The sequence below is a fragment of the Amycolatopsis sp. NBRC 101858 genome (assembly GCF_030269325.1).
In the GTDB taxonomy this organism is placed as follows: domain Bacteria; phylum Actinomycetota; class Actinomycetes; order Mycobacteriales; family Pseudonocardiaceae; genus Amycolatopsis; species Amycolatopsis ponsaeliensis.
The window spans coordinates 695,891-721,251 of the sequence record NZ_BSTD01000001.1; the positions used below are offsets into that span (position 1 = coordinate 695,891).

Annotated in this window: 32 protein-coding genes; 15 read left to right on the plus strand and 17 right to left on the minus strand. The window is 71.8% G+C overall.

Going from position 1 to position 25,361, the window contains the following annotated elements:
• Positions 1 to 63: 63 nt before the first annotated feature.
• From QSK39_RS03205 to QSK39_RS03225, 5 genes are read left to right on the plus strand one after another with little or no spacing between them, the layout of a single operon-like run.
• A complete protein-coding gene (locus tag QSK39_RS03205; protein WP_285476157.1) occupies positions 64 to 1,101 on the plus strand; it encodes an efflux RND transporter periplasmic adaptor subunit in 1,038 nt (345 codons plus the stop codon).
• A complete protein-coding gene (locus tag QSK39_RS03210) occupies positions 1,098 to 1,769 on the plus strand; it encodes an ABC transporter ATP-binding protein (RefSeq protein WP_285476158.1) in 672 nt (223 codons plus the stop codon). Before QSK39_RS03205 ends, QSK39_RS03210 begins: the two co-directional genes overlap by 4 nt.
• Positions 1,766 to 2,929: an ABC transporter permease gene (locus QSK39_RS03215; protein WP_285476159.1), complete on the plus strand. Its 1,164-nt coding sequence runs from the start codon at positions 1,766 to 1,768 to the stop codon at positions 2,927 to 2,929. Before QSK39_RS03210 ends, QSK39_RS03215 begins: the two co-directional genes overlap by 4 nt.
• A 53-nt stretch (positions 2,930 to 2,982) precedes the next feature.
• Positions 2,983 to 3,528, plus strand: a complete 546-nt coding sequence (locus QSK39_RS03220; protein ID WP_285476160.1) for a hypothetical protein — start codon at positions 2,983 to 2,985, stop codon at positions 3,526 to 3,528.
• A 38-nt stretch (positions 3,529 to 3,566) separates the two neighbouring features.
• A complete protein-coding gene (locus tag QSK39_RS03225; protein WP_285476161.1) occupies positions 3,567 to 4,031 on the plus strand; it encodes a VOC family protein in 465 nt (154 codons plus the stop codon).
• On the opposite strand, the gene rdgB is transcribed toward QSK39_RS03225, so the two are convergent.
• Genes rdgB through QSK39_RS03250 form a run of 5 tightly spaced genes read right to left on the minus strand, consistent with a single transcriptional unit; the run spans position 4,028 to position 7,683 of the window.
• The gene (rdgB, locus tag QSK39_RS03230) at positions 4,028 to 4,636 is read right to left on the minus strand and encodes an RdgB/HAM1 family non-canonical purine NTP pyrophosphatase (protein WP_285476162.1); all 609 of its coding nucleotides are present in this window, start codon (positions 4,634 to 4,636) and stop codon (positions 4,028 to 4,030) included. The genes QSK39_RS03225 and rdgB overlap by 4 nt on opposite strands.
• Entirely contained in the window at positions 4,633 to 5,409 is a 777-nt protein-coding gene (gene rph / locus QSK39_RS03235) for a ribonuclease PH (RefSeq protein WP_285476163.1), read from the minus strand. Before rph ends, rdgB begins: the two co-directional genes overlap by 4 nt.
• Before the next feature lie 23 nt (positions 5,410 to 5,432).
• Positions 5,433 to 6,200, minus strand: coding sequence for an MBL fold metallo-hydrolase (locus QSK39_RS03240; RefSeq protein ID WP_285476164.1), 768 nt, complete (start codon positions 6,198 to 6,200; stop codon positions 5,433 to 5,435).
• A 29-nt stretch (positions 6,201 to 6,229) separates the two neighbouring features.
• Entirely contained in the window at positions 6,230 to 7,036 is an 807-nt protein-coding gene (gene murI, locus QSK39_RS03245) for a glutamate racemase (RefSeq protein ID WP_285476165.1), read from the minus strand.
• Entirely contained in the window at positions 7,033 to 7,683 is a 651-nt protein-coding gene (locus QSK39_RS03250) for a rhomboid family intramembrane serine protease (RefSeq protein ID WP_285476166.1), read from the minus strand. Before QSK39_RS03250 ends, murI begins: the two co-directional genes overlap by 4 nt.
• 93 nt (positions 7,684 to 7,776) lie before the next feature.
• Between QSK39_RS03250 and QSK39_RS03255 the strand changes: the two genes are divergently transcribed.
• Positions 7,777 to 8,628 carry an arylamine N-acetyltransferase family protein gene (locus QSK39_RS03255; RefSeq protein WP_285476167.1) on the plus strand — a complete coding sequence of 284 codons (852 nt, stop codon included), beginning with the start codon at positions 7,777 to 7,779 and terminating at the stop codon, positions 8,626 to 8,628.
• Here QSK39_RS03255 and QSK39_RS03260 read toward each other — a convergent pair.
• The gene (locus QSK39_RS03260) at positions 8,618 to 9,340 is read right to left on the minus strand and encodes an aspartate/glutamate racemase family protein (RefSeq protein WP_285476168.1); all 723 of its coding nucleotides are present in this window, start codon (positions 9,338 to 9,340) and stop codon (positions 8,618 to 8,620) included. The genes QSK39_RS03255 and QSK39_RS03260 overlap by 11 nt on opposite strands.
• A 9-nt stretch (positions 9,341 to 9,349) precedes the next feature.
• Between QSK39_RS03260 and QSK39_RS03265 the strand changes: the two genes are divergently transcribed.
• A complete protein-coding gene (locus QSK39_RS03265) occupies positions 9,350 to 10,177 on the plus strand; it encodes an MBL fold metallo-hydrolase (protein ID WP_285476169.1) in 828 nt (275 codons plus the stop codon).
• A gap of 1 nt (position 10,178) precedes the next feature.
• Here the strand turns inward: QSK39_RS03265 and QSK39_RS03270 are convergent, their stop codons facing one another.
• From QSK39_RS03270 to QSK39_RS03280, 3 genes are all read right to left on the minus strand, one after another.
• A complete protein-coding gene (locus QSK39_RS03270; protein WP_285476170.1) occupies positions 10,179 to 11,129 on the minus strand; it encodes a PLP-dependent cysteine synthase family protein in 951 nt (316 codons plus the stop codon).
• Between the two features lie 3 nt (positions 11,130 to 11,132).
• Positions 11,133 to 11,405 carry a MoaD/ThiS family protein gene (locus tag QSK39_RS03275; protein ID WP_086679767.1) on the minus strand — a complete coding sequence of 91 codons (273 nt, stop codon included), beginning with the start codon at positions 11,403 to 11,405 and terminating at the stop codon, positions 11,133 to 11,135.
• A gap of 64 nt (positions 11,406 to 11,469) precedes the next feature.
• Positions 11,470 to 11,877 (minus strand): M67 family metallopeptidase, encoded by a 408-nt coding sequence (locus QSK39_RS03280; RefSeq protein WP_284749739.1) that lies wholly within the window; start codon positions 11,875 to 11,877, stop codon positions 11,470 to 11,472.
• Positions 11,878 to 11,958: 81 nt separating this feature from the next.
• Between QSK39_RS03280 and QSK39_RS03285 the strand changes: the two genes are divergently transcribed.
• Entirely contained in the window at positions 11,959 to 12,339 is a 381-nt protein-coding gene (locus tag QSK39_RS03285; RefSeq protein WP_285476171.1) for a hypothetical protein, read from the plus strand.
• Here QSK39_RS03285 and QSK39_RS03290 read toward each other — a convergent pair.
• From QSK39_RS03290 to clpS, 3 genes are read right to left on the minus strand one after another with little or no spacing between them, the layout of a single operon-like run.
• Positions 12,324 to 13,316 (minus strand): P1 family peptidase, encoded by a 993-nt coding sequence (locus tag QSK39_RS03290; protein ID WP_285476172.1) that lies wholly within the window; start codon positions 13,314 to 13,316, stop codon positions 12,324 to 12,326. The two genes, QSK39_RS03285 and QSK39_RS03290, sit on opposite strands and share 16 nt — an antisense overlap.
• Positions 13,313 to 13,870 (minus strand): DUF2017 domain-containing protein, encoded by a 558-nt coding sequence (locus QSK39_RS03295; protein ID WP_285476173.1) that lies wholly within the window; start codon positions 13,868 to 13,870, stop codon positions 13,313 to 13,315. Before QSK39_RS03295 ends, QSK39_RS03290 begins: the two co-directional genes overlap by 4 nt.
• Positions 13,867 to 14,166: an ATP-dependent Clp protease adapter ClpS gene (gene clpS / locus QSK39_RS03300; protein WP_285476174.1), complete on the minus strand. Its 300-nt coding sequence runs from the start codon at positions 14,164 to 14,166 to the stop codon at positions 13,867 to 13,869. Before clpS ends, QSK39_RS03295 begins: the two co-directional genes overlap by 4 nt.
• Before the next feature lie 74 nt (positions 14,167 to 14,240).
• Here clpS and QSK39_RS03305 point away from each other — a divergent pair, with 74 nt between their 5' ends.
• Genes QSK39_RS03305 through QSK39_RS03315 form a run of 3 tightly spaced genes read left to right on the plus strand, consistent with a single transcriptional unit; the run spans position 14,241 to position 16,767 of the window.
• The gene (locus QSK39_RS03305) at positions 14,241 to 15,542 is read left to right on the plus strand and encodes a nicotinate phosphoribosyltransferase (protein ID WP_285476175.1); all 1,302 of its coding nucleotides are present in this window, start codon (positions 14,241 to 14,243) and stop codon (positions 15,540 to 15,542) included.
• A 14-nt stretch (positions 15,543 to 15,556) separates the two neighbouring features.
• Complete coding sequence (locus QSK39_RS03310) at positions 15,557 to 16,126, plus strand: isochorismatase family protein (protein WP_285476176.1); 570 nt, start codon at positions 15,557 to 15,559, stop codon at positions 16,124 to 16,126.
• Positions 16,123 to 16,767, plus strand: coding sequence for a bifunctional 4-hydroxy-2-oxoglutarate aldolase/2-dehydro-3-deoxy-phosphogluconate aldolase (locus tag QSK39_RS03315; protein ID WP_285476177.1), 645 nt, complete (start codon positions 16,123 to 16,125; stop codon positions 16,765 to 16,767). Before QSK39_RS03310 ends, QSK39_RS03315 begins: the two co-directional genes overlap by 4 nt.
• On the opposite strand, the gene QSK39_RS03320 is transcribed toward QSK39_RS03315, so the two are convergent.
• Positions 16,768 to 17,385 carry a choice-of-anchor P family protein gene (locus QSK39_RS03320; protein ID WP_353051050.1) on the minus strand — a complete coding sequence of 206 codons (618 nt, stop codon included), beginning with the start codon at positions 17,383 to 17,385 and terminating at the stop codon, positions 16,768 to 16,770.
• 208 nt (positions 17,386 to 17,593) lie between these two features.
• On the opposite strand from QSK39_RS03320, the gene QSK39_RS03325 reads away from it, so the two are divergent.
• The 4 genes from QSK39_RS03325 to QSK39_RS03340 all read left to right on the plus strand — a co-directional run bounded on the left by QSK39_RS03325 (position 17,594) and on the right by QSK39_RS03340 (position 21,043).
• Positions 17,594 to 18,181, plus strand: a complete 588-nt coding sequence (locus QSK39_RS03325) for a biotin transporter BioY (protein WP_284749750.1) — start codon at positions 17,594 to 17,596, stop codon at positions 18,179 to 18,181.
• Between the two features lie 122 nt (positions 18,182 to 18,303).
• Positions 18,304 to 20,355, plus strand: a complete 2,052-nt coding sequence (locus tag QSK39_RS03330) for an ATP-dependent DNA helicase (protein WP_285476179.1) — start codon at positions 18,304 to 18,306, stop codon at positions 20,353 to 20,355.
• Between the two features lie 60 nt (positions 20,356 to 20,415).
• Positions 20,416 to 20,757 (plus strand): hypothetical protein, encoded by a 342-nt coding sequence (locus QSK39_RS03335; protein WP_086672538.1) that lies wholly within the window; start codon positions 20,416 to 20,418, stop codon positions 20,755 to 20,757.
• 34 nt (positions 20,758 to 20,791) lie between these two features.
• Positions 20,792 to 21,043 carry a hypothetical protein gene (locus QSK39_RS03340; protein WP_285476180.1) on the plus strand — a complete coding sequence of 84 codons (252 nt, stop codon included), beginning with the start codon at positions 20,792 to 20,794 and terminating at the stop codon, positions 21,041 to 21,043.
• On the opposite strand, the gene QSK39_RS03345 is transcribed toward QSK39_RS03340, so the two are convergent.
• From QSK39_RS03345 to ctaD, 4 genes are all read right to left on the minus strand, one after another.
• On the minus strand, positions 21,003 to 21,404 hold the full coding sequence (locus QSK39_RS03345; protein ID WP_285476181.1) for an OsmC family protein: 402 nt from the start codon (positions 21,402 to 21,404) through the stop codon (positions 21,003 to 21,005). The genes QSK39_RS03340 and QSK39_RS03345 overlap by 41 nt on opposite strands.
• Before the next feature lie 16 nt (positions 21,405 to 21,420).
• A complete protein-coding gene (locus tag QSK39_RS03350; protein ID WP_285476182.1) occupies positions 21,421 to 22,200 on the minus strand; it encodes a peptidyl-tRNA hydrolase in 780 nt (259 codons plus the stop codon).
• On the minus strand, positions 22,197 to 23,426 hold the full coding sequence (gene serB / locus QSK39_RS03355; RefSeq protein WP_285476183.1) for a phosphoserine phosphatase SerB: 1,230 nt from the start codon (positions 23,424 to 23,426) through the stop codon (positions 22,197 to 22,199). The genes QSK39_RS03350 and serB overlap by 4 nt, the downstream gene beginning before the upstream one ends.
• A 117-nt stretch (positions 23,427 to 23,543) precedes the next feature.
• Positions 23,544 to 25,331: an aa3-type cytochrome oxidase subunit I gene (ctaD, locus tag QSK39_RS03360; protein WP_285476184.1), complete on the minus strand. Its 1,788-nt coding sequence runs from the start codon at positions 25,329 to 25,331 to the stop codon at positions 23,544 to 23,546.
• Between the last annotated feature and the right edge of the window lie 30 nt (positions 25,332 to 25,361).

Below are 25,361 nucleotides of genomic sequence, written 5' to 3' on the forward strand. Positions count from 1 at the left end.
GCGGCTACCGGAAGACCACGGTTTCCTGACCGGTCCCTGACATTCCGCTGCGAGCGTGACGCCATGAAAACCCGATCGGGTGGCCGGTGGGCGGCGGTCGCCGTGCTCGCCGTGCTGGGCGCCACGACGTACTTCGTCGTCGACCACGGCCGCGGGACCGCTGCCCCGGCCGCGGCGCCGCCCGCCGTGGCCACCGTCGCCGTCCGGAAGACCGACCTGGCGAACACGCAGTCGTTCACCGGCACCCTGGGCTTCGGGACGCCGGTCCCGGTGAAGGGCACCGGATCCGGGACCGTGACGAAGCTGCCCGCCGTCGGCGACGTCGCCCAGCGCGGCAAGGCACTGTACTCAGTGGACGGCCGGGGCGTGCCGGTGTTCTTCGGCGACACCCCGCTGTTCCGCAAGCTCGACAACCCGGACCTCACCGGCCCGGACGTCGCCGTCGTCGCCGCGAACCTGGCCGCCTTGGGCTACAAAGTGGGACACCCCAAGACGTTCACGTTCGGCGAAGTCCTGAAGAAGTGGCAGAAGAAGGCCGGGCTCGAGGAGACGGGCACGCTCGACGTCGGCCAGGTCCTCGTCCTGCCCGGGCCGGTGCGGGTCAACTCGGTGACCGCGCAGCCCGGCGACCCGGTCGCGGAGCCGCTGCTGACGGTCAGCGCCACGACCAAGGTGGTCGTCACGCCGGTGGCCGCTTCGGACGTCGCGGCGATCAAGACCGGTGCGCCGGTGACCGTGGCCCGGCCGGACGGCACGACGGTCCCGGCCAAGGTGACGTCGGTGAGCACCGACGTCACGGGAACGCCGGAGGGTGGGCCGCAGGGGCCGCCCAAGGTGAACGTCACGGTCGCGCCCGACGACCCGAAGTCCGTCGCCGACCTCGATTCGGCGGCGGTCGAGGTGCGGATCGCCACCGAGACGCACGCCGGGGTGCTCGCGGTGCCGGTCGGCGCGCTGCTGGCGCTGCGCGAAGGCGGGTACGCCGTGCAACTGCCGGACGGGACCCTGAAAGCCGTCAAGACCGGGATGTTCGCGCGCGACCTCGTCGAGATCAGCGGCGCGGGGATCACCGAGGGCCTGAAGGTGGTGACGACGTCGTGACGCCGGTGCTGGCCCTGCGCGGGGTGAGCAAGCGCTATCCCGGCGACGTCGTCGCGCTCGACGACGTCACGCTGAGCGTGTCCGACGGCGAGCTGCTGGCGATCGTCGGGCCGTCAGGTTCCGGGAAGTCGACGTTGCTGCACATCGCCGGGACGCTCGACCGCGCGACGTCGGGCACGGTGGAGGTCGGCGGCGATGACGTCACGTCGTTGTCCGACCGGCAGCTGTCCGCGCTGCGCGGGCGCCGGCTGGGGTTCGTGTTCCAGCAGTTCCACCTCACCGACGGGCTGTCCGCGGTGGACAACGTGGCCACCGGGCTGCTGTACGCCGGGGTGCCGCGCCGCCGACGTCGGCCACTCGCCCTGGACGCGCTGGGCCGGGTCGGGCTCGGGCACCGCGTCTCCCACCGGCCGCACGAGCTGTCCGGCGGCGAACGCCAGCGCGTCGCGATCGCGCGCGCCGTCGTCAACGACCCGGCGCTGGTGCTGGCCGACGAGCCGACCGGCGCGCTGGACACCGCGAACGGGCAGGCCGTGCTGGAGCTGCTGACCGGCCTGCACGCCGAGGGCACGACGATCGCCGTCATCACGCACGACCGGGACATCGCGGCCGGGCTGCCCCGGCGCGTCGAGTTCCGCGACGGCCGGATCGTGGGAGACACGGCGTGACGCCCGCCGACGTGCTCGGCGTGGGCCTGCTGGGGATCCGGACGCGGCCGCTGCGGGCGGCGCTGTCCGCGCTGGGGATCTCGCTCGGCATCGCGACGCTGATCCTGGTCACCGGCATTCCCGCGTCGAGCCAGGCGGCGCTGCTCGACCGGCTGACCGCGCTCGGGACGAACATGCTGCGCGCCGAACCGCAGCCGAACCAGACGCCGCCGGTGGTGCTGCCGGAGTCGGCGGTGGGGAGCGTGCGGCGGATCGGGCCGGTGACCACGGCGGCGGCCGTCGCGAACACGCACGCCGTCGTCCGGCGGTCGGACCGCGTCGACCCCCAGGACGGCTCGGGACTCGCGGTGCTGGCCGCGTCCCCGGATCTGCTGCCGGCGTTGAACGGCACTGTCCAATCGGGACGGTTCGACGCTTCGGACCTGCCCGTCGTGGCGCTGGGCTACGTCGCCGCGGCCCGGCTCGGCATCCCGCGCGTGGTGCCGGGACAGCCGCCGCCGGTCGTGCTGATCGGGACGACCTGGTACACGGTGACCGGGGTGCTCGCGCCGATGCCCCTCGCGCCGGACGTCGAACGCGCGGTGCTCGTCGGATGGGGTTCGGCGAAATGGTTCCTGGGCTTCGACGGGCACCCGACGGTCGTGTACGTGAAGGCGCGCGAGGACGCGATCGCCGACGTCCGCGCGGTGCTGCCGGCGACGCTGAACCCCTCGTTACCCGGGTTGGTGCAGGTGTCGCGGCCGTCGGACGCGCTGGCGGCGAAACAGGCGACGCAGACGGCGTTCTCCGCGCTGTTCCTGGGGTTGGCGGGCGTGGCGCTGCTGGTCGGCGGGGTGGGCGTCGCGAACACGATGTTCGTGTCGGTGCTGGAACGCCGTCGCGAAATCGGCTTGCGACGAGCGTTGGGCGCGACGCGCGGGCACATCCGCGACCAGTTCCTCACCGAAGCCGTGGCTCTTTCGGGACTCGGCGGCTGCGCGGGGACGGTGCTGGGCGTGCTCGTGACGTTGGGCTACACGACTTATCAGGGCTGGCCGCCGGTGATCCCCCTTCCCGCGGTGGCGGGCGGCGTCCTCGGAGCGCTGGTGGTGGGCGGGCTGGCGGGGCTGCACCCGTCGCTGCGCGCCGCGCGGATGCCACCGACGCAGGCGCTGGCATGAGTCGCTCACGGCGTGCTGACGAGTTCCTGAAAAGCGCCGGTCATGCTTCGTTCATGGCTCTTCGTCTCTTGACTGTTCCCGCTCTGCTCCTGGGCTTGGCCGCGTGTTCGTCCCCGCCACCGGCGCCTCCGCAGGTGGCTTCGCTCTCGACGCCCGCGTCGTCTTCTGCGGCGTCCGCCGCGCCGTCCACGGACGCGGACGGCGGCCGCCCACGCCACCGCGTCGACGAGACGGCGGAGGAGTCCAACCGCCTGATCGAGCCGTGGCGCACGTGCATGAAGGACCACAACGCGGACGTCGACACGCAGCCGAACAGCATCGAGGGCGCGAAGAAGTGGAGCGCGGACCACAAGGACGCGGGCGACGCGTGCCGGTCGAAGCTGCCGCTGCTGCCGTGGGGCATGGACCGCGAGAACCCGGCGTACCAGGACAACATGCACAAGTGGGTCCAGTGCATGAACGACAAGGGCATGCACGTGGCGGAGACCCCGGACAACGACGAGTCCCCGTGGACGTACTCGAGCGATGCGCAGCCCCCGAACGCGGACAAGATCGAACACGACTGCGAAGTGGCGATCCTCGGCCCGAGCGACAAGTGACTTGACCTCCAGTTTCCTGGAGGTTCCAGCATGGTCCCATGACCGACTTGACGAAGGGCGTCACCGAGCTGGTGCTGGAAGCCCGTGACCTCGAGGCGTCCGAACGCTTCTACACCGAAGTGCTGGGGCTGCCGGTGGTGCTGCGCTGGGAGGACCCGGCGTGGAAGGGCCGCGAGGCGGTGTGGGTCCAGTCCGGCGACCGCACCCGCATCGGCCTGTGGAAGCCGTTCGTGGGCATCGCGGGAGCCCGCCCGGGAGCACACGTCCACTTCGCGATGACGGTGTCGGAGGAGGACTACGCGGCAGCGGTGGCCCGGGCGCGCGCCCAGGGTGTTTCGGTGGACGAGGTGTACTTCGGCGACGACCCGTCGGCGCCTGGCCAGCGTTCGGCGTATGTGACGGACCCCGACGGGCACGTGGTGGAGCTGTGGACCCGAGACGTCGCGACCCAGGTCGACGCGGGGCCACCGCACGCGGTGACCCCGGACGTCTTCGGGGTTTAGCTCTCGGCGAGTTCCCGCAGTGCCGGGAGAAGCGCCCGCAAAGCCCGGCCCCGGTGTGAAACCGCGTCCTTCTCCGCCGGCTCCATCTCCGCCGACGTCCGCGACTCGCCGTCCGGCTGGAAGATCGGGTCGTACCCGAACCCATTGGCCCCCCGCCGGGCACGCACCATGGTCCCGCGCCACTCGCCGCGGACCACCGTCTCCTCGCCCGACACCAGCACCAACGCCGCCGCGCAGACGAACTGGGCCCCTCGGCGCTCGTCCGGCACGTCCCCGAGCTGCCCCAGCACCAGATTGAGGTTCGCCTCGTCGTCGCCGTGACCACCCGACCACCGCGCCGACAGCACCCCCGGCATCCCGTTCAGCGCGTCGATCGCGATACCCGAGTCGTCCGCGATGGCCGGCAACCCGCAAGCCGCCACCGCGTCGCGGGCCTTCGCCACCGCATTACCCTCGAAGTCCGGTGCGGTCTCGGGAGCCTCCGGGAACGAAGGCACGTCCGCGAGCCCGATGACCTCCAGGCCGGAGATTCCTTCAGCGGCAAGGATCCGCCGCAGCTCACCCAGCTTCTTCTCGTTGCGCGTGGCCAGAAGCAGCTTCGTCACTTCGAGCCCTTCTTCTTGTCCGGACGCGGTTCCGGCAGCTCGCCCGGGTACGGCAGCGCCAGCGCCTCGTTCTGCAGCCGGGTCAGCTCTTCGCAGCCCGCCTGGGCCAGGTCCAGCATCTTGTCCAAAGTGGACCGCGCGAAGGTCGCGCCCTCGCCGGTGCCCTGGACCTCGATCAGCGTGCCCGCGTCCGTCGCCACCACGTTCATGTCGACCTCGGCGCGCGAGTCCTCCTCGTACGGCAGGTCGAGGCGCACCCGGCCGTCGACCACGCCGACGCTCACCGCCGCCACCGACGACGACAGCGGCTGCGGGTCGTTGAGGCGGTTCGCCGCGCCCAGCCACGTGATCGCGTCGGCCAGGGCCACGTACCCACCGGTCACCGCGGCCGTGCGGGTGCCGCCGTCGGCCTGGATGACGTCGCAGTCGATGACGATCGTGTTCTCGCCCAGCGCCGCCAGGTCGATGCAGGCGCGCAGGGAACGGCCGATCAGCCGCGAGATCTCGTGCGTGCGCCCGCCGATCCGGCCCTTCACCGACTCGCGGTCACCGCGGGTGTTGGTCGCGGACGGCAGCATCGCGTACTCGGCCGTCACCCAGCCGAGCCCGGACCCGGCCCGCCAGCGCGGCACCCCTTCGGTGACGCTCGCGGCGCACAGCACCCGCGTGTTGCCGAATTCGATCAGCACCGACCCCGCCGGCCACTTCTGGAACCCCCGGGTGATCTTGATGTCACGGAGCTGGTCGTCGTTCCTGCCGTCTTTTCGAGCCACGGGAGCACTCTAGGACCGACCGCTCAGACGTCGTAGACGGCACCCTGCTTGACGACCTCGGCCCCCGGGAACTCCGCCGAGGCCTCCGCCAGAACCGCGCCCGCGTCCGTCCACGGCGCGATGTGCGTCAGCAGCAGCCGGCCGACCCCGGCCTCGCGCGCCAGCTCGCCGGCCTGCTTGCCCGACAGGTGCACCCCGGCCGGCCGCTCGGCCGAATCCGTCCAGGACGCCTCGGCCAGCAGCAGGTCGACGCCGTCGGCGAGCTCGTTCAGCGCCGCGCACGGCCCGGTGTCGCCGGTGAACGCGAGGATCCGGCCGCCGTAGGACACGCGCAGGCCGTACGCCGGGGTCGGGTGGTCGACCTCGACCGCGACGACCTCGAACGGCCCGATCCGGAACGGTTCCGGCCGCAGCGGGTGGAAGGCGTAGACGTCGGTGAGGTCGGTGGTGGCCCGTTCGGCCTCGTTGGGCGCATAGGCGTTCGCGAGCCGCAGAGGAGCGTCGTGCGGCGCGTACAGCGGCAGCAGCCGCGGGCGGGCCGGGTACGGCGGCGCCGGGTGGTAGCGGCGCAGGACGGTGAGTGCGCTGACGTCGGCGCAGTGGTCGGGGTGCAGGTGCGTGAGCACCAGGGCGTCCAGTTCGAACGGGTCGGCCACGGCCTGCAGCTGCGCCAGCGTTCCGTTGCCGAGTTCGAGGCCGAGCAGGAAACCCTCCGCCTCGACCAGGTAACCGGACGCGGCGGTGTTGGGCCCGGGGATGCTGCCGGAGCACCCGAGGATGGTCAGTCGCACTTCGACACCCTAAGCGCCCGCAGGCCTGATCACGCGGTGGTGGGAGCGAGGACACCCGGGGCGAACCCCATGAACCGCTGGGCGAGCCGGGTGAACGGCTCGGCCGAACCGGTGGCGAGGAACTCGTGGCGCGGCGGCGTCTCCCGGGTCGTCAGCAGGTCCCGCTCGGTGAGCACGCGGACGACGTCCTTGGCGGTCTCCTCCGCGCTCGAAACCAGGGTGACCTCCTGGCCCATCACGATCTGCAGCACGCCCTGCAGGAGCGGGTAGTGCGTGCAGCCGAGCACGAGCGTGTCGACCTCGGCGTCGAGCAGCGGCTGCAGATAGCCCTGCGCGAGCCCGAGGACCTGGCGGCCGGAGGTGATGCCGCGCTCGACGAAGTCGACGAACCGCGGGCAGGCGACGCTGGTGAGCGTGATGCCCGGCGCGGCGGCGAACGCGTCCTCGTAGGCCCGCGACCGCACGGTGCCCTCGGTGCCGATCACGCCGACGCGGCCGGTGTGCGTGGCCACGACGGCGCGGCGCGCGGCGGGCAGGACGACCTCGATGACCGGCACGTCGTAGCGCTCGCGGGCGTCGCGCAGGCAGGCCGCGGACGCCGTGTTGCAGGCGATGACCAGGGCTTTCACGCCGCTTTCGACGATCTCGTCGAGAGCCTCGAGCGCGTAGCTGCGGGCGGTGGCGATCGGGAGCGGGCCGTACGGGTTGCGTGCAGTGTCGCCGACGTAGCGGAGCTGCTCGGCGGGCAGCTGCTCGAGGAGCGCCCTCGCGACGGTCAGCCCGCCGACGCCGGAATCGAACACGCCGATCGGGGCATCAGCGGGCGAGGACGTCACCCTTCGAGGTTACCCGGCACCGCGGGCTCGGCTTTGCGCGACTTGCCCGTGCGGCCGGTCAGCCACGCCGCGAGGACGCCGGCCAGCGCGCCGAAGACGTGGCCCTGCCAGGAAACACCCGGGTTACCGGGCAGCAGGCCGGCGAGCATGCCGCTCCACACGCCGAGCAGGACGACGGCGACCAGGATCTGCCCGGCCGCGCGGTTGAAGATGCCGCGCACCAGCAGGTAGGCGAGCCAGCCGAAGGCCAGCCCGGACGCGCCGACGGTGACCGTGTTCGCCGGCCCGATCAGCCACACCCCGAGCCCGGACACCACCCAGATGATGGCCGTGACCAGGGCGAACCGGCCGATCCCGGCGGCCATGGCGAGGAAGGAGAACAGGAGCACCGGCACGGTGTTGGCGAACAGGTGCGACCAGCCGGCGTGCAGCAGCGGCGCGAACAGCACGCCGTCGAGGCCGGACAGCACCCGCGAATGGATGCCGCCCTGGTCCAGGTCGCCGGGCAGGATCACGTCCACCAGCTCGACCAGGTAGAGCAGGAGGGTGAACGAGAGCGCGACGAGCGCGGCCGCCTTCGGTTTCGGCGGCAGCACGCGCTTGGCGGCGTCGGTTTCCGGGACGGGGTTCACGGGCAAAGTGCTCACGTGATCGACGCTACGTCGGTCCCGGCGGCCGCACCTCGGGTGAAATCCCTGATCCCGGCTTTTTGTCGGACCCTGCCGCTAGCGTCTGGGGGCATGGGGAACTTCGACGTTGACGGATACCTGAAGCGGCTCGGCCTCGACGCCGAGCCGCCGAGTGTCGCCGCGCTGCGGCGGCTGCACGCGGCGCACGTCGAGCGCGTGCCGTACGAACCGCTGGAGATCCAGCTCGGGCGGCCGACGCCGCTGGAGCCGTCGGCGTCGATCGCGCGGATCCTGCGTGGTCGCGGCGGGTACTGCTACCACCTGAACGGCGCCTTCTCGGCCCTGCTGCGCGAGCTCGGCTACCAGGTCACGCGCCACCTCGGCGGGGTGCAGGGCGGCGCGGGCGACGCACCGAACGTCGGCCGCAACCACCTGGCACTGACCGTCACCGGCGTGCCGGACGAGCCGGAGACGACGTGGCTGGTGGACGCCGGGCTCGGCGACGGCATCCACGAGCCGCTACCCCTACGGGAAGGGTCGTACACCCAGGGCCCGCACACCTACCGGCTGCGGCCGTCGGAGGTGGCGGCGGGTGGCTGGCGGTTCGACCACGACCCGTCAGGCAGCTTCGTCGGCTTCGACTTCGCGCCGGGCGTGGCGGAGATGACCGACTTCGCGGAGAAGCACGCGTGGCTGTCGACGGCGCCGGAGTCCGGGTTCGTGCGGGTATGCGTACTGCAACGCCGGGACGCGACGGGCGTCGACACCCTGCGGGCGCGGACCCTGAACCGCCACGGCGCCAAGGAGGTCGTCGAATCCCCGCACGCCTGGTGGACGGCCGCGGCGGACGTCTTCGGCATCACGCCGGACCTGTTCACGGCCGAGGAGCGCGAGCGGCTGTGGCGGCAGGTCGTGGCGCAGCACGAAGCCCACGTGAGCGGCGGGCCGGTGGTCAGCGTGTGACCGGGGCCGCCGGCAGCGGCGTCTTGCCGAGCGCGTGGTCGACGGCGGCGCCGGCGTGCAGGCTGGTCGTGGGGAACGTCGGCACCGGCGAGTCCTCCGGGCCGACGAGCAGCTCGATCTCGGTGCACCCGTAGATCACGCCCTCGGCGCCCGCCTCGACCAGCCGGGCGATCACCTCGCGGTAAGCCTGCCGGGACTCGGGCTTCACGACGCCCAGCACCAGTTCGTCGTAGATGACCCGGTGCACCAGGTCGCGGTCTTCGGCGCTCGGCGCGAGGACGTCCAGGCCGTGCGCGGCGAGCCGGTCGCGGTAGAACGGCTGCCCCATGGTGAACCCGGTGCCGAGCAACCCGACCCGGCGGATCCCGGCGGCCTTGATGGCCGCGGCGGTGGCGTCGCCGAGGTGCAGCAGCGGGATGCCGAGGCCGTCCGCCAGCCGATCGGCGACCTTGTGCATGGTGTTGGTGCAGAGCACGACGAAGTCGGCGCCGGCCGCTTCGAGCGCGCGAGCCGCGCGGTTCAGCTCCGCGCCGGCGTCGTCCCAGCGGTCCTCGGCCTGCATGGCCTCGATGGCGGCGAAGTCGACGGAGTAGAGCACCGTGTGCGCCGAGTGGAAGCCACCCAGGGCGGCTTTCACCCGTTCGTTTACCAGGCGGTAGTACTCGATGGACGATTCCCAGCTCATCCCGCCCAGCAGCCCGATGACCTTCATGCTGTCAGCATGCCCGAACTGCGCACGGCCTTCGCCGGGGTATCGAACGTCCTGGTCACCGACGGCACCTCGAGCGTGCTGGTCGACGGCTTCTTCTCGCGGCCGTCACTGCTGAAGATGGCGACGCGCGTGGCGCCGGACCGCGGCCGGATCGACGAGGCCCTGCGCCGGCTCGGCGTCACGAAGCTCGACGCCGTCCTGGTCGCGCACTCCCACGTCGACCACGCCCTCGACGCGCCGGTCGTCGCCGAGCTGACCGGCGCCACGCTGGCCGGCTCGCCGTCGACCCGGAAGGTCCAGGAGGGCTACGGCCTGGCCGCCGAGCCGTTCGAAGAGCTCGTCCCGGGCAAGCCGGTCGAGTTCGGCGCCTTCACCGTGACCCCGGTCGACACCCGGCACAGCGACGGTGACCGGGTGCCGGGCGAGATCACCGAGCCGGTCCGGCTGCCGGCCAAGGCGAAGGCCTTCAAGACCGGCCGGTGCTACTCGTTCCACATCGCCCACGCGGCGGGCAACGTCCTGGTGCACGCGTCGGCGAACTTCGTGCCCGGCGCACTGGCCGGCTACGCCGCGGACGTCGTCTACCTCGGCGCCGGAGCGGCCGGGAAGCAGACCGAGGAATGGCGGGAGCGGTACTGGCGCGAGACCGTCGGCGCGCTCGGCCCGCGTGTCGTCCGGCCGATCCACTGGGACGCCTTCTGGCGGCCGCTGTCGAAGCCGCTCAAGCTGCTGCCGAAGGTCTTCGACGACCTGGAGACGACCATGGCCACCTTCCGGCGGCTGGCCGAGGCCGACGGGATCGACCTCGCCCTGCCCGAACTCTGGAAGGCCGAGTGACTCAGGCCCAGAGCTGCCCGTCGAGCCGCTCGGCGGCCTCGTCGAGCGACCCGGCGTATGCCCCGGTCGAGAGGTACTTCCAGCCGGCGTCCGCGACGACGAACGCCACGTCCGCGGGCTTGCCGGCCGCGGCGGCCTTCTCCGCGACGGCCAGCGCCGCGTGCAGCACCGCGCCCGTCGAGATGCCCGCGAAGATGCCTTCGTGCTCCAGCAGCTCCCGGGTGCGCCGCAGGGCGTCGTACGCGCCGACGGAGAACCGGCCGTTGAGGACGCTGGGGTCGTACAGCTCCGGGACGAACCCCTCGTCGAGGTTGCGCAGGCCGTACACCAGCTCGCCGTAGCGGGGCTCGGCCGCGATGACCTGGACGTCCGGCTTCGCCTCGTGCAGGTACCGGCCGACGCCCACCAGCGTCCCGGTCGTGCCGAGGCCGCCGACGAAGTGCGTCAACGTCGGCAGGTCCTTGAGCAGCTCGGGCCCGGTGCCGCGGTAGTGCGCGTCGGCGTTGGCCGGGTTGCCGTACTGGTAGAGCATCACCCATTCCGGGTTCGCCTCGGCCAGCTCCTTCGCCCGCCGGACGGCCTCGTTCGAGCCGCCCGCGGCCGGGGAGAACACGATCCGCGCGCCGTAGGCCTGCAGCAGCTGCTTGCGCTCGGTCGAGGTGTTCTCCGGCATCACGCAGACCAGCCCGTAGCCCTTGAGCTTGGCGGCCATGGCCAGCGAGATGCCGGTGTTGCCGGACGTCGGCTCCAGGATCGTGGAGCCGCGCCGCAGCTTGCCTTCGCGCTCGGCGGCTTCGATCATGGCCAGCGCGGGGCGGTCCTTGATCGAGCCGGTCGGGTTGCGGTCCTCCAGCTTCGCCCAGAGGCGCACGTCGTGCGTGGGCGAGAGCCGGGGCAGCCCGACCAGCGGGGTGCCGCCGAGCGCGTCGAGCAGGGACTCGAAGCGAGCCATCGATCAGCCACCGGCCACGGCGGGGAGGATGGTCAGGGTGTCGCCGTCCTTGACCTCGGCCTCGAGCCCGCCGGCGAAGCGCACGTCCTCGTCGTTGACGTAGACGTTGATGAAGCGGTGCAGCTTCTCCTCCTTCACCAGCCGGCCCTTGATGCCGGCGTGGCGGGACTCGACGTCGTCGATGACCTCGAGGACGGTCGCGCCCTTCGCCTCGACGGACTTCTCGCCGCCGGTGTGGGTGCGCAGGATCGTCGGGATGGAGACGGTCACGGCCATGGGTTCTTACCTCCGGTGGTTTCCTAGACGCAGACGCCTGCGGCGCGCGGTTTGTTCCGACGGGTCAGTCGACGATCTCGACCGGCTCCTCGGTGATCTCGGCGTCCACGATCCGGTACGACCGGAACTCGTGCACTTCGGGGTCGCGGGTGGAGACGAGCACGTAGTGCGCGTCCGGCTCGGCCGCGATGTTCGCGTCGGTCCGCGACGGGTAGGCCTCGGTCGCGGTGTGCGAGTGGTAGATCACCACGGGCACCTCGTCGTTGGCGGCCATCTCGCGGTAGAGCTTCAGCAGGTCACCGGAGTCGAACTCGTAGAACGTCGGCGAGCGCGCGGCGTTCAGCATGGGGATGAACCGCTCGGCCGAGTCCGACCCCTCGGGCCCGGCGATGACACCGCACGCCTCATCGGGATGGTCACGGCGGGCATGGGCGACGATCTCGTCGACGAGTTCACGGCGGATCCGGAGCACACCGACATCTTAGGTGGTGGACACAAGCTGTCCAGATGATGAGATATACCGCTCACCAGGCGTTCCTGGGACACTGAGGGGGTGCCGCTGTCGTCGAAAGTGCGCGATCGGTGCCGGATGTACCTCGGCACGGACGAGCGGATCCAGTACGTCATCCCGGGCATGTCGCTCTACGTCAACCGCATGCGCCTGCGGGTCGGGTTCCTGGTCATGGTGACCGACCGGCACGTGACGCTGCTGGCCTGCAGCCGCTGGAGCCTGCACCGCCCGAAGCAGATCTGGGAGCGCTTGCCGCGCACCACCGAGCTGGGGCCGCTGGAGATCCACCCGTCGCTGGGCCCGATCCTGTCCATCGCGGGGATCGACCTGGAGATCGACGAGGAGTACGTGAGCACGGTGCGCGCCGCCAACCTGGAGATCGGTGACGACGCCCTGCCCGAGGACCCCTACCCGGGCGGCTGACCGAACGCTTCCGGCCACACGTCCCGGTAAGCCGGCACCCCGCCCGCGGTCGTCGCCGCCAGCAGGCCGTGCACCATCGCCCGCGCGAACACCCTCGCCGCCGCCGAGCACAGTGCGTCCAGCGCCGCCGGGCGCGCTGCCGCGCCGAACGGGCCGCTCGCCTCCGGCAGCTCACGCGCCCCCGTGGCCAGCGCGAACACCGTGTCGCCGTCGAACATCGTGTGGGCCGGGCGCACTGCTCGGGCCAGGCCGTCCTGGGCCGCGACCGCGATCCGCCGCGCCTCGGCCTTCGACAACGCCGCGTCCACCGCGACCACGCCGATCGTCGTGTTCAGGTCGGTCGCACGAGAAGGCAGCGAAGCCGGCCGCGAGGGCCACTCGACGCCGAAGTCGCCGTGGTCGGCCGCGTACGCCCGGCCCGTCGAGAGGTCCACGGCCTCGCCCGCGGCGTTGACCGCCGCCAGCGCCCCGACCGTGTACTCGCCGACGACCTCGCTCGCGGAACCGATCCCGCCCTTGAGCGACCCGACGGCCGCCCCCGCACCCGCGCCGACCGTCCCCTGCGCGAACGACTCCGAAGCCGCTTCGCACGCCGCGTAACCGAAGGACGCGTCCGGCCGGTTGCCCCACTCGCTGCGCGGCAGGTCGAACAGCACCGCCGCGGGCACGATCGGCACGACCTCGTGCGACTGCACGCCCACCGGGAAACCCAGGTTCCGCTCGGCGAGCCACCGCATGACGCCGTCGGCCGCGGCCAGCCCGTACGCGCTCCCGCCGGACAGGCAGATCGCGTTCACGCGCTGCACCAGGTTCTCCGGCTCCAGCAGGTTCGTCTCGCGCGTGCCGGGCGCGCCGCCGCGCTGGTCGACGGCACCGACCGCGCCGTCGGGCACCAGGACCACCGTCGTCCCGGTCGCCCAGCCGTCGCCGACCCGCTCGTGGTGCCCGACCAGGACACCCGGCACGTCGGTGATCATCCGGTGAGCGCCTGGATCAGCGTCTCCTGCACCCAGGTCAGCCAGTGGTAGACGCCCAGGTGCGGCGCCCGCGGGTCGTCCTCGGGCAGCTCGTCGGGCATGTCGTCGGTGACGTCGAGCGCGGTGCCGAGCGCCAGCCGGACGTCGTTGAGCGCGCCCAGCCAGGCGTCGGCCTGCTCCTCGGTCAGCCGGACGTGGCCGCCGTCGCGGGGCAGCGTGTCGAGCACGATCTTGGCCACGCCGACCTTGATGTCGAGCAGCTCCGGTTCGTGCAGCGAGCGCATCGCCGACGCGGAGTCGAGGTCCTCGCGGGTCGGGTTGTCCGGGTCGAGCTTGTGGAAGTCCGGGAGCAGCCGCGAGAGCACCGGGTCGTCCGGGGACTCGGTGGGCCCGGTCCGGATGCCGGTCAGCTCGGCGAGCTCGTCCTGCGGCGCCTCTTCGGCGCGTGCGGTGAGCATGTCCTCGAGCTGGCTGACCAGCCCGCGCAGCACCGCCGCTTCCTGCTGCTCGAAGCCGGCGTGGATCACCGCGCCCTTGCGCCGCCAGCCGTTCACGAGGTCTGCTCCATGGTGGCCCAGAGGCCCGCCGCGTGGAGCTTCGCCACGTCCGTCTCCACCTTCTCCTTGGTGCCGGACGAGACGATCGCCTTGCCCTTGTGGTGCACGTCCAGCATGAGCTTGGTGGCGTGGTCGCGCCCGTACCCGAACAGCTTCTGGAAGACGTACGTCACGTACGACATCAGGTTGACCGGGTCGTTCCACACCACGGTCCGCCAGGGTGTGTCCGACTCGGCGACCTCGGCACCGGCCGGCTCGACCTGCGTCTGCTCGGCTGCGACAGGCATGGACATGCACCCCATGGTGTCACGGGGGCGACAGGGTACGCCGCGCCAGGTCCGGCCATGTGGGTGAATAGGCTGACCCCATGGGTTCACCGGAGCCGGCCACGACCAGCACTGCGCTGCTCACCGACCACTACGAGCTGACCATGCTGGGCAGCGCGCTCGCCGACGGGACGCACGCGCGGCCGTGCGTGTTCGAGGTGTTCGCCCGGCGCCTGCCGGACGGGCGCCGCTACGGCGTCGTCGCGGGTACCGCCCGCGTCCTCGACGCGATCGCGGACTTCCGCTTCACCGACGCCGAACTGGCGCAGCTGGAAGCCACCGCCGTCGTCGACGACGCGACGCTGTCCTGGCTCGCGGACTACGAGTTCTCGGGTGACGTCGACGGCTACCCCGAAGGCGAGCTGTACTTCCCCGGGTCGCCGTTGCTCACCGTCACCGGCTCGTTCGCCGAGTGCGTGCTGCTCGAGACGCTGGTGCTGTCGATCCTCAACCACGACAGCGCGATCGCCTCCGCGGCGGCCCGGATGTCCGGCGCCGCGCACGGCCGGCCGATCATCGAGATGGGCGGGCGCCGCACGCACGAGTACGCCGCGGTCGCGGCCGCGCGCGCCGCCTACCTTGCCGGCTTCGCGACGACGTCCAACCTCGAAGCCGGCCGCCGCTACGGGATCCCGACGCGCGGCACCGTCGCGCACGCCTTCATGCTGCTGCACGACAGCGAAGAAGCGGCGTTCCGCGCGCAGGTCGAGAAGATGGGCGCCGACACGACGCTGCTGGTCGACACCTACGACATCACCGCGGGCATCGAGACCGCGGTCCGCGTCGCCGGGCCGGAGCTCGGCGCGATCCGGATCGACTCGGGCGACGTCGGCCCGCTCGCCCGCCGCGCCCGCGAGCAACTGGACTCCCTCGGTGCGAAGGACACCCGGATCGTCGTCTCCGGCGACCTCGACGAGCACGCCATCGCGGCGCTGCGCGCGGAGCCCGTGGACGCGTACGGCGTCGGCACCTCGGTGGTCACCGGGTCCGGCGCGCCGACCGCCGGGATGGTCTACAAGCTGGTCGAGGTGGACGGCAAGCCGGTCGCGAAGCGCAGCGCCCACAAGGAGTCCCGCGGCGGGCGCAAGTCCGCGCTGCGGCGCTACCGCGGCACCGGCACGGCGGTCGAAGAGGTCGTCTGGACGACGGCGTCCGGCGCGCCGACACCGGACGCGAACGACCGGCCGCTGCAGATCCCGCTGATCCGCGCTGGCCGCGCGGAAGCGGATCTGCCTACGCTCGACGACGCCAGGCAGCGGCTGCGCCGCGGCCTGGTCAGCCTGCCGTGGGAGGGCCTCAAGCTCTCGCACGGCGAGCCCGCCATCCCGACGACCTTCGTCTGAAACGGAGTCCGGCCATGGGAACCGCGCTGATCGTGGTGGACGTGCAGAACGACTTCTGCGAAGGGGGTTCGCTGGCCGTCGCGGGCGGCGCGGCGGCCGCGGAGACGATCTCCGCGCTGAGCAACGGCGGCGGCTACTCGCACGTGGTGGCCACCCGTGACCACCACATCGACCCGGGCGCCCACTTCAGCGACACCCCGGACTTCAAGGAGAGCTGGCCGCCGCACTGCGTGGCCGGCACGCCGGGCGCGTCGTTCCACCCCGCGCTCGACGTCGTCCCGATCGGCGAGGTCTTCTCCAAGGGCGAGTACAGCGCGGCCTACTCCGGCTTCGAAGGCGCGTCCCGGGACGGCAAGTCCCTGGAGACGTGGCTGCGCGAGCACGACGTGACCGACGTCGACGTCGTCGGCATCGCCACCGACTACTGCGTGCGGGCGACGGCGCTCGACGCGGCCCGGGCCGGGTTCGGCGTGCGGGTCCTGCTCGACCACACGGCCGGGATCGCGCGGGCTTCGGTCGACGGCGCGCTGCGGGACTTCGACGAAGCCGGCGTCGCGTACACCGGAACGGCGCACGTCGCGTGAAGGACCTGCAGGCCGCACTGGCGGAACACCGGCTCGTCGCCATCCTGCGCGCGACCGACGCAGCACGCTTCGCCGACGCGGCGATGGTGCTGCACGCGGCGGGCATCCGCCTGCTCGAAGCGACGCTGACGACCCCGGGCGCGCCCGCCGCGATCACCGCGCTGCGCCTGGCGCTCGGCGCGGACGCGCTGATCGGCGCGGGCAGCGTCCGCGAACCGTCCGATGTGGACATCGCGGTCGACGCGGGCGCGGCGTACCTGATCACGCCGACGGTGAACCCGGCGGTCCTGGAACGCGCCGCCGCGCTGGACACCCCGGTGGTCTGCGGTGCGCTGACGCCGACGGAGATCGACCAGGCCCGGCGCCTCGGCGCGGCCGCGGTGAAGGTGTTCCCGATCGCGGCGGTCGGCGGGGTCGCCTACCTGCGCGCGATCCGGGCCCCGCTGCCGGACGTCCCGCTGGTCCCGACCGGCGGCGTCCACCTGGCCGACGTCGAGGGCTACCTGCGGGCGGGCGCGATCGCGGTGGCCGCGGCGACGCCGTTGCTGGGCGACGCGCTCTCGCCGAGCGGAAGCCTGCCGGACCTGGCGACGCGAGCCGGCGAGTTCGTCGCGGCCGCCAGCCGCTTCACGACCGTCTAGCTACTTCTTGCCGAACGGGTCGCAGGCGGCCGTGCCCAGGTAGACGTCCCCGCTCGCCGGGCCGCCCTGCGGGAACAGCTCGATGTGCAGCGCGTGCGTCACGAGGCTGCCGTCCGGCGGCTGGGGCGTCACGGTCTCGTTGAGGATCACCGTCGCCAGCGCGGTGCCCGCCGGCCCGCCCGGGATGACGATCCGGTGGTTCGGCGGGATCTCCGCGGGCACGGTGATGCCGTCGACCGCGCCGATCGAGACCTCGCCCCCGCTGCCGGTCTCCGTCGTGGCGCACTTCGCCGAGTAGGTGCGGACGGTGATCACCGGGCCGCCGTAGCGCTTGAGCACGGCGGCTTCGAACCGGTGCCCGGACGCCTGCGCGATCGCCACGTCCCCCGTCCGCCCGCAGCCGCTCTCCCCGGTGCCGAACGTCGCGACGTCGCCCGTCACGCCGCCCTGCGTGCGTGCGCCCAGCGGGCCGTCGGCAGTGCATTTCGCCAGCTCACCGGTGACGACGTGCTCGTTGTCGATCGTCACGTCCAGCGAGCCCGCCGACGCCCATCCGGTGGACGTCCCCGGGGCCGCGGCGGCCAGGAGGGGCGCGGTCAGCAGTGTCACCGCCAGCAACCGGATCGTCCTCTTCCTGGCGTATCGCATGCGGCGGCCTCCCCGGTTGTCGTGACAGTTCGTAGTTACCCCTTTCGTCATCGGCAGGCACGCGGACACCCCTGTTCGGGTCCACCCGGACGGGTGACCGGTGAGGAACGCAACTTCTGGGGCTTTTCCCGGGGTAACGAGCGTTAACCTCGTTCATCTGCTCACCCAGGGAGGTTCTGTGTCTTCGCTGTCCTTCGCCGGCAAGCGGCCCGTGCTGGCCGACCTCGTGCCCGGTTCGCTCGTCCGGGACATCGCGCTGGTCGCCGGCGGTGCCGTGCTCACCGGCGCCGCCGCGCAGCTGACCATCCCGGTGCCGGGCAGCCCGGTGCCGATGACCGGCCAGACGTTCGCCGCGCTGCTCGTCGGCGCGTCGCTCGGCATGTCGCGCGGTGCCGCGTCGATGCTGGTGTACCTGCTGGTCGGGGCCGTGGGCGTGCCGTGGTTCCAGCACGGCACCGCGGGCCTGTCCGGCGCGAGCGCCGGCTACATCGTCGGGTTCGTCTTCGCCGGTGCGCTCGTGGGCGCGCTCGCCCGCCGCGGCGGCGACCGGACGCCGGTGCGCACCGCGGGCACGATGGTGCTCGGCAACCTCGTGATCTACGCGTTCGGCGTGCCGTGGCTGATGGCCTCGACCGGCTTCGACCTGTCGACGGCGTTCGCCAAGGGCGTGACGCCGTTCCTGATCGGTGACGCGATCAAGATCGTCGTGGCCGCCGGCCTGCTGCCGCTGACCTGGAAGCTCGTCTCGGGCCGCACCGAGGACTGACTTGCCCGCCGAAGGGGACCTCGCGCTCGTGAGGTCCCCTTCGGCGTTCCCGCGGCAGGGCGCGAGTGGCCCGTTCGCGACGGATCACCGATCCTGTCGGCGGTGGCGGCTAATGTGTCGCTGTGCCCGCTCGAACTGACTTCCCCGGCGTCCTCGAACTCCTCACCCACGCGGTGGAGTCCGTAGGCGGTGCCGAACGGCCCGGGCAGGTCGAGATGGCGGACGCCGTCGGCCGCGCCATCCGCACCGGCGAGCACCTGGCCGTGCAGGCCGGCACCGGCACCGGCAAGTCCTTGGCCTACCTGGTTCCCGCGATCCGCCACGCCGTCGAGAAGGAAGCCACCGTGGTGGTTTCGACGGCGACGATCGCGTTGCAGCGCCAGCTCGTCGACCGCGACCTCCCGCGCCTGGCGAAGGCGCTGAAGAAGCCCCTCGGCCGCGAACCGACCTTCGCGATCCTCAAGGGCCGCCGCAACTACATGTGCCTGCACCGCCTGGACTCCGGCGCGCCGGACGAGCCGGAGGACGCCCAGCTCTTCGACCCGTTCGCGGTGTCGCGCCTCGGCAAGGAGGTCACGCGGCTGCGGGAGTGGGCGTCGGACACCGAAACCGGCGACCGCGACGAGCTCGTCCCCGGCGTCACCGACCAGGCGTGGCGCCAGGTGTCGGTGACGGCGAAGGAATGTCTCGGCGCGTCCCGCTGTCCGATCGGCACGGACTGCTTCGCCGAGAAGGCCCGCGCCGAGGCCGGCCGAGCCGACGTCATCGTGACCAACCACGCATTGCTGGCGATCGACGCCCTGCAGGGCTACCAGGTCCTGCCGGACCACGACGTCGTGATCATCGACGAGGCGCACGACCTCGTCGACCGCGTCACCTCCGTCGCCACCGGCGAGCTCACCAGCGCGATGTGCGCGTCGGCCGCGCGCCGCTGCGGCAAGCTGATCGACGCCGACGTCGCCGACGGCCTCCTGGAGGCGGGTGACGGGCTGGCGCTGATCGTCGACGACCTGCCCGCGGGCCGGATGGACGAGCTGCCCCAGCCGCTGCGGGGCGCGATCCCGGCGATCCGCGACGCCGCGCACCGGTGCATCACCTCGCTGGGCTCGGACCGCAAGGAGGACGTCGAAGGGGCCACCGCGCGCAAGCTGGCGCGCTCACTGCTCGACGAGGTGCACGACACGGCGGTCCGGCTGCTGGAGGCGTTCGACGACGACCAGGCGCACCAGCGCGACGTCGTCTGGCTCTCGGGCGACAAGTACTCGTCGAACCCGCGGCCGCCGGCGCTGAAGGTGGCGCCGCTGGGCGTCGCCGGACTGCTGCGCGAGCGCGTGTTCAACCTGCACACGACGGTCCTCACCTCGGCGACGCTGACCCTGGGCGGCACGTTCGACACCATGGCGCGGCAGTGGGGGCTCCCGCCGGGCGCGGCCCGCGTCGAGAAGGCGCCGGGAGCCGCGACGGACAAGGAAGCGCCGTCCGACGCCGACACCGGGCCGAAGTGGACCGGCCTGGACGTCGGTTCCCCGTTCGACCACAAGCGCAACGGCATCCTCTACCTGGCCAAGCACCTGCCGCCGCCGGGGCGCGACGGCCTCGCGTCGTCCACAATGGACGAGCTGGCCGAGCTGATCGAGGCCGCGGGCGGGCGCACGCTGGGGTTGTTCTCCTCGATGCGGGCGGCCAAGCAGGCGGCCGAGGAGATGCGCGGGCGGCTCGACTTCCCGATCCTCTGCCAGGGCGAGGACGCGACGTCGCTGCTGGTCCAGAAGTTCTCCGAGGACGTTCGCACGTGCCTGTTCGGCACGCTGAGCCTGTGGCAGGGCGTGGACGTCCCCGGGCCGTCGCTGCAGCTCGTGGTGGTCGACCGGATCCCGTTCCCGCGCCCGGACGACCCGGTCTCCTCGGCGCGGCAGCGCGCGGTGGAAGCCCGCGGCGGCAACGGGTTCCTCACCGTGGCGGCCACGCACGCGGCGCTGCTGCTGGCGCAGGGCACCGGCCGGCTGCACCGGTCGGTCACCGACCGCGGGGTGGTCGCGGTGCTGGATTCGCGGCTGGCGAACGCCCGCTACGGCGGATTCCTCCGTGCTTCGCTGCCGCCGTTCTGGCCCACGATGGACCCGAAGGTGGCGCGCGACGCCCTGCGCCGGCTGGACGCAGCCGCGCCCGCGTGACGCGGTCCACAACACCGACCGGTACGGTGAAGCAACCCAAGCAACAATAGGGAGCACCGGTTGACCCAGGATTCGTCCAGCGCACAGTCCCGGACCGTCAGTGTCGACGACACCGGCGTACGGCGGCGGCTCGCGGACGGCAGCGAAGAAGCTGTCACGTGGGCCGGTCTGTCGTCGGTGATGGTCCGCGTGATCCCCGACGGCCCGTGGAACGAAGACGTGTTCTTCATGCTGGTGGGCACGGACGGCAAGGGCACAGCGGTCCCGAGCGGCGACCCGGCGGCCGACGCGCTGATCGAGCGTTTGCAGGCGTTGCCCGGCTTCGACAACGAGAAGTTCATCGAGGCCATGACGACCGACGCCGACCAGGCCTACGTGGTCTGGGAATCCAGCGAAAACTGACGTGCGCTGCCCGGTCTGCGGCACCGAAGACAGCTTGAGCCCGCTCGCGGACCTCGCCGTCGACAGTGGTGGCTGGGTGCGGCTCCTCTTCAAGCGGCCGGGTTTCCTCGAATCCCGGCCCGCCGTCTTCGCCAGGCACGGCCGGGCGTGCCGGTCGTGCCACGTGGTGCTCCCCTTCCTCGACGAGCAGAACCAGAGCAAGCTCGCCGAGGAGTGGGACACCCTGATCCCGGTGGCTCCCGACCCTAAGCCGGGAACTCCTCCGTCACCGGAATCCCCTTCTTGAGCGTCCGGCTCACCGTGCAGAGCCGCTCGATCGCGCGGTCCACGGCACCGGCCAGCGCTTCCCGCTGATCCGCCGCCAAAGTCGACACGTCGACATCGAACGCGACGTGCACCGCGTCCAGCTCCGAGGCACCCTCACGCCGGTCGGCGCTGACGGTCACGCGGAACTTCGCGTCTTCGCCCACCCGCCGCGTGATCAGCTCTTCGGCGGTCACCGCGCTGCAGCCCGCGGCCGCGATCTGCAGCAGTTCCGCGGGCGAGAACGCCCCTTCCGCGCCGGTGCGACCCAGCCGCACCGAAGCGCCCCGGTCGTTGCGGCCGACGAAGGAGTGCTGGCCGTCGCGCTGTACTTCGAGTCCCATGCCCGCTCCAACCCGGTCAGGAAACCGCTTGTTCCGGCGCCCACTGGGCGAGAACCGTGATCGTGCCCGGGTCGACCTCGGTGAACCCGGCGTCCCGGACGGCCACGACGCGATCGCGCCGCCACGCGCCCTCGGGGTCGTCCCCGGGGTGCAGTTCCTTCCACCGCGCGACGCTCGCCGTGCGCACGGCGGTCCGGTAGCCCTGCGCGGCCCAGCCGGCCAGCGCGACGTCGTCCAGCAGCGCCGCGAGGATCATCGTGGCGTGCCCGACCTGCGCGGCGGCCTTGCCGACGGTCATCGGCGCGTGCGGGTTGAGCAGGAGCCGCGGGACGCCGGCGGGCGGCGGCCCGGGCTCGTCGGGCGGCAGCTCGCTGCCCGAGATCTGCAGCCGCGAGACCTTCTTGGGCGCCTCGGCGACCAGTCCGGGCACGAGGGCTCGTGCCTCGGCGCCGTCGATCTCGATCGTGATGCCCGGCAGCTCCTGCACGGCCGCCCAGTGCGCGCCCCGCGCCCGGCGCGCCACCTTGCGGATCCGGTTGTCGAGCCACGCGTGCATCGGCTCGGCCCACTCGCCGCCGGGCTCGGCGCGCTCGTCGAGGCAGACCGCCAGCGCGGCGGCCGCCGCGGCCTCCAGCAGCGGCGTGCGGCCCGGCGGCTCGGCCCGCTCGATGCGCAGGATGACCGGCATCGCCCGGACTTCCTCCGGGAGCTCGTCGGAAGTGTCCGAAGTGTCTTCGGCCGGAAGCCCCAGCCAGTAGGCGTAGCGGGCACCCAGGGGGTCGAGAACGCTGCTCACGGACGCATCAGCTCGAGTCCGTCGGCGGCGTCGGCCGCCTCGACCTCACCGCGGGTGAGACCGAGCACGAACAACACGGCGTCGAGGTACGGGTGCGACAGCGCGGTGTCGGCCACCTCGCGCAGCGCGGGCTTGGCGTTGAAGGCGACACCCATGCCGGCCGCCGACAGCATGTCGATGTCGTTGGCGCCGTCCCCGACCGCAACGCACTGTTCCAGCGGGATGTCGTACTCGCCGGCGACGCGGCGAAGCACCTTCGCCTTGCCCGCACGGTCTACGACGTCCCCGACCACGCGCCCGGTGAGCTTGCCGTCGACGATCTCGAGCTCGTTCGCCGCCGCGAAGTCGAGGCCGAGCTCCGCCACCAGGCCGCCGATGACCTGGGTGAACCCGCCGGATACCACGCCGGTCTTGAACCCCATCCGCTTGAGCGTGCGGATCGTCGTGCGGGCACCCGGGGTCAGCTCGATCGACGCGGCGACCTCGTCGATCGCCGTCGCGGGCAGGCCCGCCAGCAACGCGACCCGGCGTTCCAGCGATTGCGTGAAGTTGAGCTCGCCGCGCATGGCGGCCTCGGTGATCTCGCGGATCTCCGGCTCGACGCCGGCGTGCGCGCCCAGCATCTCGATGACCTCGCCCTGGATGAGCGTCGAGTCGACGTCGAAGACGACCAGCCGCTTCGCCCGGCGCGTGATCCCGGCCCGTTCGACGGCGATGTCGACGCCCACCTCGACCGCGGCGTCGGCCAGCGCCGAGCGCAGGGCGGTGTCGGCCTCGGGGGTGTCCTGGTCGACCGAGACGTACAGTTCCAGCCCGGTCACCGGGTAGTCGGCGACGCTGCGGATCGCGTCGATGTTGGCGCCCAGCGAGGCCAGCCGGCGCGCGACCTCCGAGAAGCCCCGCGCGGTGACCGGACGGCCCAGCACCACCAGCACGTGGGTGGAGTCGCGGCGGCCGAGCGCGAACGGGTCGTCCCCGATCGCCGAGCCGATCTTGACGTCGACCGTCATGCCGACGGACGCCATTGCCTGCTCGACCGACTCCTGCAGGCCCTCCGGGTCGCGGTACACGCCGGCGAGCACGCCGAGCACGAGTTGCCCGCGGATGACGACCTGCTCGACGTCGAGCACGTCGACATCGTGCCGGGTCAGTACGGCGAACAGCACGGACGAGACGCCCGGCTTGTCGGGGCCCGTGGTCGTGATCAGGACGGGGGTCTGGGTCACTGGTCATCCCTCGTTCGGCGACGCTGCACGATCAGTCTGCCGGTCCGGCCGCGGACATAAGTAGAGCGCGTGCCCGGCTTCACATAAGCCGGGCACGCGCTCACTCGATCAGGTGTCCTACTTGTCGCCCTGCTCGCTCGCGTTGTCGTTGGAGTGGTCTCCGGGGATCACCGCTTCGGTGAGCACCTGCGACGGCGCCGCGTGGCTGTTGACCTTCTGCTTCCCGAAGAAGCCGATCTCGCCCTCCTTGTGGAGGCGCTCGATCATGTGCGGGTAGTGCAGCTCGAACGCGGGCCGCTCGGAGCGGATCCGGGGCAGCTCGGTGAAGTTGTGCCGCGGCGGCGGGCAGGACGTCGCCCACTCGAGCGAGTTGCCGTAGCCCCACGGGTCGTCCACCGTGACGATCTCGCCGTACCGGTAGCTCTTGAAGACGTTCCAGATGAACGGCAGCGTCGAGGCACCGAGGATGTACGCGCCGATCGTCGAGATCGTGTTCAGCGTCGTGAAGCCGTCACTGGTCAGGTAGTCCGCGTACCGGCGCGGCATGCCCTCCGCGCCCAGCCAGTGCTGGACGAGGAACGTGCCGTGGAAGCCGATGAACGTGGTCCAGAAGTGCCACTTGCCGAGCTTCTCGTCCATCATCCGGCCGGTGATCTTCGGGAACCAGAAGTAGATGCCGGCGAAGGTGGCGAACACGATCGTGCCGTAGAGCACGTAGTGGAAGTGCGCGACGACGAAGTAGCTGTCCGACACGTGGAAGTCGATCGCCGGCGCGGCCAGCATGATGCCGGTCAGGCCGCCGAAGAGGAACGTGACGATGAAGCCCATCGAGAAGATCATCGGCGTCTCGAAGGACAGCTGGCCCTTCCACATCGTGCCGATCCAGTTGAAGAACTTCACGCCGGTCGGGACCGCGATCAGGAACGTCATGAAGGAGAAGAACGGCAGCAGCACGGCGCCGGTGGCGTACATGTGGTGCGCCCACACCGCGACCGACAGCGCCGCGATCGCCAGCGTCGCCCAGACCAGGCTCTTGTAGCCGAACATCGGCTTGCGGCTGAAGACCGGGAAGATCTCCGACACGATCCCGAAGAACGGGAGCGCGACGATGTAGACCTCGGGATGGCCGAAGAACCAGAAGAGGTGCTGCCAGAGGATCACGCCGCCGTTTTCGGGGTCGAACACGTGCGCCCCGAGGTGCCGGTCCGCCAGCAGGCCCATCAGGGCCGCGGTCAGGATCGGGAAGGCGAGCAGGATCAGGATCGACGTCACCAGGATGTTCCAGGTGAAGATCGGCATCCGGTACATCGTCATGCCTGGCGCGCGCAGGCAGACCACGGTGGTGACCATGTTGACCGCGCCGAGGATGGTGCCGAGACCGGAGACCACCAGGCCGGAGATCCACAGGTCCGCGCCGACGCCCGGCGAGTGGATCGCGTCCGACAGCGGGGTGTAGGCGAACCAGCCGAAGTCGGCGGCGCCACCCGGCGTCAGGAAGCCCGACAGCACGATCAGGCCGCCGAAGAGGTACAGCCAGTACGAGAACGCGTTCAGCCGCGGGAACGCGACGTCCGGCGAGCCGATCTGCAGCGGGAGCACGAAGTTCGCGAAGCCGAAGAGGATCGGGGTCGCGTACAGCAGCAGCATCACCGTGCCGTGCATGGTGAACAGCTGGTTGTACTGCTCCTGCGAAAGGAACTGCTGCCCGGGCCGCGCCAGCTCGGTGCGGATCAGCATCGCCATCGCGCCGCCCGCCATGAAGAAGGCGAACGACGTGACCAGGTACATGATCCCGATCTGCTTGTGGTCCGTCGTGCGGAACAACCGCAGCAGGTACGAACCCTTGACCGACTCGCGCGCGGGGTACGGGCGCGTCGCGATCGGCTTGGGGGCTACGGCCGTCACTCCTGCCTCCAACACTCAAACCTCGTGGTG